General features: G+C 43.3%; 7 protein-coding genes. 1 reads left to right on the forward strand and 6 read right to left on the reverse strand.

Going from position 1 to position 5,869, the window contains the following annotated elements; translation table 11 throughout:
* From CFE23_RS16285 to CFE23_RS16300, 4 genes are all read right to left on the reverse strand, one after another.
* Window positions 1-181, reverse strand: a 181-nt coding sequence (locus tag CFE23_RS16285) for an ATP-binding cassette domain-containing protein (protein ID WP_291090414.1), incomplete at its 3' end; no start/stop codon positions are given.
* Window positions 182-199: 18 nt separating this feature from the next.
* Window positions 200-1,669, reverse strand: coding sequence for a DUF5687 family protein (locus tag CFE23_RS16290; protein ID WP_291090417.1), 1,470 nt, complete (start codon window positions 1,667-1,669; stop codon window positions 200-202).
* A 43-nt stretch (window positions 1,670-1,712) separates the two neighbouring features.
* A complete protein-coding gene (locus CFE23_RS16295) occupies window positions 1,713-2,414 on the reverse strand; it encodes a hypothetical protein (protein ID WP_291090420.1) in 702 nt (233 codons plus the stop codon).
* Window positions 2,414-2,749 (reverse strand): PadR family transcriptional regulator, encoded by a 336-nt coding sequence (locus CFE23_RS16300; RefSeq protein ID WP_291090423.1) that lies wholly within the window; start codon window positions 2,747-2,749, stop codon window positions 2,414-2,416. The genes CFE23_RS16295 and CFE23_RS16300 overlap by 1 nt, the downstream gene beginning before the upstream one ends.
* 124 nt (window positions 2,750-2,873) lie before the next feature.
* Between CFE23_RS16300 and CFE23_RS16305 the strand changes: the two genes are divergently transcribed.
* Window positions 2,874-3,926 carry a ferredoxin--NADP reductase gene (locus CFE23_RS16305; RefSeq protein ID WP_291090426.1) on the forward strand — a complete coding sequence of 351 codons (1,053 nt, stop codon included), beginning with the start codon at window positions 2,874-2,876 and terminating at the stop codon, window positions 3,924-3,926.
* A gap of 51 nt (window positions 3,927-3,977) precedes the next feature.
* Here the strand turns inward: CFE23_RS16305 and CFE23_RS16310 are convergent, their stop codons facing one another.
* Both CFE23_RS16310 and CFE23_RS16315 read right to left on the reverse strand, forming a co-directional pair.
* The gene (locus tag CFE23_RS16310; RefSeq protein ID WP_291090429.1) at window positions 3,978-5,009 is read right to left on the reverse strand and encodes a glycosyltransferase family 9 protein; all 1,032 of its coding nucleotides are present in this window, start codon (window positions 5,007-5,009) and stop codon (window positions 3,978-3,980) included.
* Window positions 5,010-5,170: 161 nt separating this feature from the next.
* Entirely contained in the window at window positions 5,171-5,776 is a 606-nt protein-coding gene (locus CFE23_RS16315) for a DUF4254 domain-containing protein (RefSeq protein WP_291090432.1), read from the reverse strand.
* Window positions 5,777-5,869: the final 93 nt, after the last annotated feature.

Here is a 5,869-nt window from a genome sequence, read left to right on the forward strand (position 1 = left end):
TGGTGGTGATACTCCCGGTCGATGTCTCAATCAGGGCCAGCAACAAACTAAAGAATGTCGTCTTCCCGGCACCGTTATTCCCCACGAGGCCAAAGCTCTCGCCCTGATTAATCGTTAAGTTCTCTATTTTCAGCACGCACTGGCCATTGTATGATTTTGACAGATGGTTAACTTGTATCATGATCTTTCTTGTTATGGATTAGTTTTTTTGTTTGTATGCATCCAGCGTCGCATACTTTTCGGATTTGTATATTTTTTCAATCATTGAAAAAACCTTGTCCCTGAAAGCGAAACCAAGTACTCCTGCCGCCGCGACAAAGACAAGTCCGAGATTGGGATTGTAAATTTTTGATCCGGCGAGATAAAGCAACATGGGCAGCAATAATTTTGGTAACGAAATGAGCATTGTTTTGAGGTTGAAGGCTTTCTTATCGCCAAATGCGCCACGGCTGGATGCAAGATCTACAGGCGTCTTTGTAAACGCGCCGCCCAGCAGTACCAGATGGGAATTAAAGCCCATGTTGTAAATTGCACCGACAACAATCATCAAATAAATGTGCAGCCCAAAATAAAGATAAAATGAAGCCAATATCGTAGAAACAGCCGTTGCGATGACGATAAGCCACCACTTGGCATTCAGGTATCCTTTATACGGAATATTCTGTGTCATCATCAACGGATAATAAGAACTGTCCCAGCTGGGTACAAACTGCCCGAAAGTAAAAAGGAATCCGCCGGTAACGAAAATCCCTGCGAACATGTGCATGGCCGGATTATTGTATGCTTCAATTCCGCCTGAGAAAAAAAGAAGTCCATAGAAAAGAAACAATACGCTCATCAAAACAGTTGATTTTGAACGCTTGTTGCGCTTAATGAGCCTGATGTCATTTTTAAGGAATGTCCCGACTGTCCCAAATTGGTTCAGCCAGTCGAATTGTTCTGTTTTTGCTACTGCATGTTTCGCCGCGAGGCCGGCATCCAGGTAGAGGTTTTTCATCAGGTATTTGTGCGTCACGACATAGAGCACCACAAATGCAACCAACGGAACCGCAACCATCCATTGCATGCCAAACAATCCATTGAAGTAAACTGATGTGTACACCGTAATATCAAATAAACCATAATATTGCATGGCAGCAAAACCAGCAGCCAATACCAGAAACAGTATAAATAAATTGTCTTTGTTGTTCAGGATGATATTCAGCAGGTTGTTGATGTAAAACATGCAGGCCAACGACAACAGCCAAAGCAGCGACTGAGTAGCATCATATCCGTTTTTAATCAGCACAATAGTAAACGGCAAAAATAAGAATGCATGAATCAGGTTAAAGAAAGACAGCATCGTCTTGCCGATGGCAAAATTCACAATGACGGGTCGTTTTATCGGCAAAACGAGCATCGGCCTGATGTTCAGCACCGGGATTTTCTGCAGCAACAACCTGATAACCAAATCAAAAATGAAGTAGTAAATCAATATTTTATTGACTGTTTTTAACGGGTCAAGCCCCTGGCTTTGCATCAGCTCAAACCCCCCAATACCCACCAGCAGGAACATTGCAATCATGTACAATGCCATGATTCCCATGAAGATTTTCAGTATTACGTTTGTGGCAAAGGAAGCCGACCTGAAAAAGGACTTCCATTCAAGATAGAGAAATTTTCCAATCATGTTGTTTTCGGTTTTGGGAATGAGTTGCTAAAGTAAGAAAATGTTACACTTCCTGCATTAAATATTCGGGGTACATTTTACCAAGGTATTCTTTGGCCTTCGACGGAATCACATATATCATCACATAGCATACAATCGCGTAGGCAACGATTAGGAAACTGGACACCCACATTGCGATATCGCTTAAAAACACTGCTTTCCTGTAAAACAAATCGATCAGCTGCAACGGGAGGATAAAAAATGAGGTTACACTTCCGTATCCATACATGATTTCTTCAAAAAGCCAGCGTTTTTCTTTTTTTTCGGCTTTTTTGCGCCGCAGCGTGACTTCGATGATCATTTTGAGCAGCAATCCAAATGTAATTACCGCGAAAACTGATGCGAAAACCGCTTCTTTATACGTAATCGATTTCAAAAAATAAAACCCAAAAACAACAGCGCCCAGCGACAATACGATCTTTGGAAGCCTGAAGAATTCCATGAAATGCGCCCAAACCATTTTATGGTATTTCCTGGTGAGTGCACCCTGCCGTTTTTCAACCACATCCATGAACCCGAAAATACCGAATTTCTTAAACTCGGCACTCAGCGCCTGTTCAAAACTCAGATTTGGGTTTTCAGAAATGGCCTGCTCTATGGCATTGGCCAGGTGGTCCACCAGCTCTGACTGCAGGTCATAGTATTCTACATAATGTTGCCTCGTAAAATCAAATAAATATTGGATTTGTGTTTCGTTGAGTTTCATCAAAATTCAAGATTGGGTTTTACTAATGTCTGCATGTTTCTTATAAAAGCTTCCAGTTCTGCAAGCAGGCTTTGCGTTTCGATTGTGCCTTTTGAAGTAAGCCGATAATATTTCCTCGGGCGGTTGTCTACTTTTTCGAATTCCACCTCAAGCAATCCGTCCGCTTCCAGCTTGTGCAGCGCGGGATACAATGCGCCTTCGGTGATATTCAGGTCGCCTGCGGTAATGGCTTTTACCTTTTGGGTAATCTCATAACCGTACATCCTTCCATTTTCCTGCAGCAGCTTCATGATGATGGTGCTGAGGCTGCCTTTATACAACTGTGAGTTTTTCATAATTTCAAATTCGTTTCAAATATACATAAGAATCTTATACATAAAACATTTAGGTATTATAAAATTTCAAGCGGGCTTTCATGAACCTTCTGGGTTTAGTATCTTTGTAAAAAAATAAAATTTCATGTCCTCATTCTATAAATTAAACATTAAAGAAGTTAAAAGGGAAACTGAAAATGCGGTTTCCGTACTTTTTAATGTTCCCGAAGCACTTAAGCCAAATTACCAATATACTGCCGGACAGTACATCAACCTAAAGCTGACACTGGACGGGAATGAAATCCGCCGTGCCTATTCGCTGTGTTCCTCACCTGAGAGCGGGGAGTTGCGTATCGCCGTAAAGTCGGTGAAAAATGGCACTTTTTCACCATTTGCCAATACGTCGTTGAAGGCAGGCGATGTTATTGAAGTGGGAACTCCGGAAGGAAAATTCACTTTTGAACCGCAACCCGGGAAGCAAAAAAATTATGCTGCGTTTGCAGCAGGAAGTGGCATTACTCCGATTATCGGGATTTTGAAATCGGTGCTGGCCAATGAAACCGAAAGTACATTTGTATTGGTGTACGGCAATAAAACCCCTGCTGAAACCATTTTCCACCAGGAATTACATGACTTACAATTGCAATATGTCGGGCGGTTGTTTGTCCATTTTGTGTACAGCCAGGCAAAAATAGAAAATGACCTGTTTGGCCGGATTGAAAAATCGACCGTGAATTTTGTACTGAATAACAAATACAAAAATCTGGTTTTTGATAAATTCTACCTGTGCGGTCCGGAAGAAATGATCAATGTGGTGTCGACTGTACTTAAGGAACACAATGTCCCGGAGAAAGACATCAAATTTGAGCTATTTTCTACGTCGCTGACGAAAGACAACCTCAACAGCCCGCTTGAAGGACATACCAAAATTACGGTCCTTGTGGATGATGAGGAAACTACTTTTGAAATGTCGCAGAAACAGACTTTGCTTGATGCGGCGTTAAAACAAGGGGTAGACGCGCCCTATTCCTGCCAGGGCGGGATTTGCAGCAGCTGCCTCGCGCGGATCACATCCGGCACCGCGGAAATGAAGAAAAATGCCATCCTTACTGACAAGGAAATTGCTGACGGACTCATTCTAACCTGTCAGGCGCACCCGACTTCTGCCTCAATTTATGTCGATTACGACGACGTTTAATTAGAGAACAGCATTAAGACGCAAGCGCAAAGATGGTCAGTTGATTCTGTGTTAAGTATTGAGTATTGGGTATTGAGTATTGAGTACCGCGTCTATTTTCTCCACAATGTCGTCAGGAGAAATTGTCCGCATGGCGTCCTCATAGCCTTCCACTTGCTTATTGCCATAGACTGACGTAGGGATTTTTGGGAATTTTTCCCGGTCTGCTGTCAGCGCATTTTCCATCGTTTGATTAAACGGTAGAAATCCGGCGTACGGATGTGTTGCGCCCCAAAGCGTAATCACTTTGATGCCCAGCATCGCAGCAATGTGCGCATTTCCGGAGTCCATGGAAAGCATCACATCGAGGTTCGCAATAAGCTGCAATTCCTGGCTCAAGTTGATTTTCCCGGCGACAACAGTGATATTCCCTTTTGCTTTTGCGAAAGCATCTAACGATGCCGTTTCATTTTTTCCTCCGAACAGGAAAATTTGGTAAGCACTATTTTCGGAAAGTTTATCGATTACGTGCTGCATTAAATCGGTGGGATAGACTTTCGAATCGTATTGGGCATAAGGTGCCATGCCAATCCATTTGCCATGTTTCTGTCCGGTTAGCGCAAGCAGTTCGCCCGTCAACTGTGGTTTCACAGGAAACTCTGGGTCCGACAACTGCACCGGAAATCCAAGTTGTTGGAAAACCTTCGCGTGTCGCTCAAACATCGTCGGCAGGGGCTTGAAGATTTTGTTATCTGCGCGCATCAATCCTTTTTTTGCCGCCCTGGCTTTATCGACGTACGCGGTTTTTACCCCGATTGCGGCAAAAAGTGTTCGAATGATCTTGGAACGCAGCACGTTGTGTAAATCGGCGAAAGCATCAATCTCCAATCTTTTAAGGTCCCGGAACAACCGAAGCAGGCCCGGAAACCCTTTGTGCCGCTGCTTGTCGTCAAAGGCAAAGAAAGAAAGGTTGGGGATGCCGTCAAAAAAAGGCTTGAAAAAAGACCGTGAAATTACCGTGACCTTAATTTCGGGGTATTGTTTTGAAAATGCGCGTAAAACAGGAACCGTCATGGCTACATCGCCCATAGCGGACAGTCTCATGACGGCAATATGTTTGATTGGTTTCGGCAAGTTATTCGTATTCGGCGCGCTAGCCCGGATGGCAGCGGAAATCCTTTTTAGCGGCTCTCGATACGTTCAGGCAGAACACACAAAAACAAGCTAAAAAGATTGCAGCGGATAGCCGGATTAAGCTCCTGAAATTATTTCTTGTTCTGGTACAACACGGGATTTAGTTCGTCGTCATTGTACATTTTCATCTGTTTGTACACTTTCATAAACTTGTCGCCGTTTTCGATGTCTTTTAAAAGATCATCAATGGCGGTGGAAAGGTCGGAGCGCTGCTCTAAAAGCACATTGAGTTTTTCCTGGCATTTGTCGCGGTGTTCCTGCGAAGCCTCCGCTCGGGTGGCTTCTTCGTTCATGTGGTAAATCTTAAGCGCCAGGATGGAAAGCCTGTCAAACGCCCAGGCCGGACTTTCCGAATTGATTTTCGCGGCATCCTTCACTTTCACGCCGCTGTATTTTTGCAGGAAATAACTGTCGATGTATTCCACCATGTCGGTACGTTCCTGATTTGAGGCATCAATCCTCCTTTTTAGGGTTAATGCAGCCACAGGGTCGATATTCGGGTCACGGATGATGTCTTCAAAATGCCACTGTACGGTATCAATCCAGTTTTTAAGGTACAAAAGGTGTTCGAATTTGTCTTTTGGATAAGGGTTGTTCACCGGCTGGTCCACATCATCAAACTGGTGATAATCTTTGATACTTTGCTCGAAAACCGAATAGGCTAATTTTGAAAACATATTTTTACATTTTAAAAAGCAAAGATACTTTTTATACTTTTACGTTTGGAAAAAAAACGAAAGTCGAAAGTCGAAAGTCTAAAGTCGAAAGTC

Origin of the sequence: Flavobacterium sp. BFFFF1 (assembly GCF_002256285.1) — a bacterium.
Lineage (GTDB): Bacteria > Bacteroidota > Bacteroidia > Flavobacteriales > Flavobacteriaceae > Flavobacterium.

Coding starts and splice junctions, on each gene's coding strand:
- CFE23_RS16290 (WP_291090417.1), bottom strand. CDS start 1,669: ATGATTGGAAAATTTCTCTATCTTGAATGGAAGTCCTTTTTCAGGTCG.
- CFE23_RS16295 (WP_291090420.1), bottom strand. CDS start 2,414: ATGAAACTCAACGAAACACAAATCCAATATTTATTTGATTTTACGAGG.
- CFE23_RS16300 (WP_291090423.1), bottom strand. CDS start 2,749: ATGAAAAACTCACAGTTGTATAAAGGCAGCCTCAGCACCATCATCATG.
- CFE23_RS16305 (WP_291090426.1), top strand. CDS start 2,874: ATGTCCTCATTCTATAAATTAAACATTAAAGAAGTTAAAAGGGAAACT.
- CFE23_RS16310 (WP_291090429.1), bottom strand. CDS start 5,009: ATGAGACTGTCCGCTATGGGCGATGTAGCCATGACGGTTCCTGTTTTA.
- CFE23_RS16315 (WP_291090432.1), bottom strand. CDS start 5,776: ATGTTTTCAAAATTAGCCTATTCGGTTTTCGAGCAAAGTATCAAAGAT.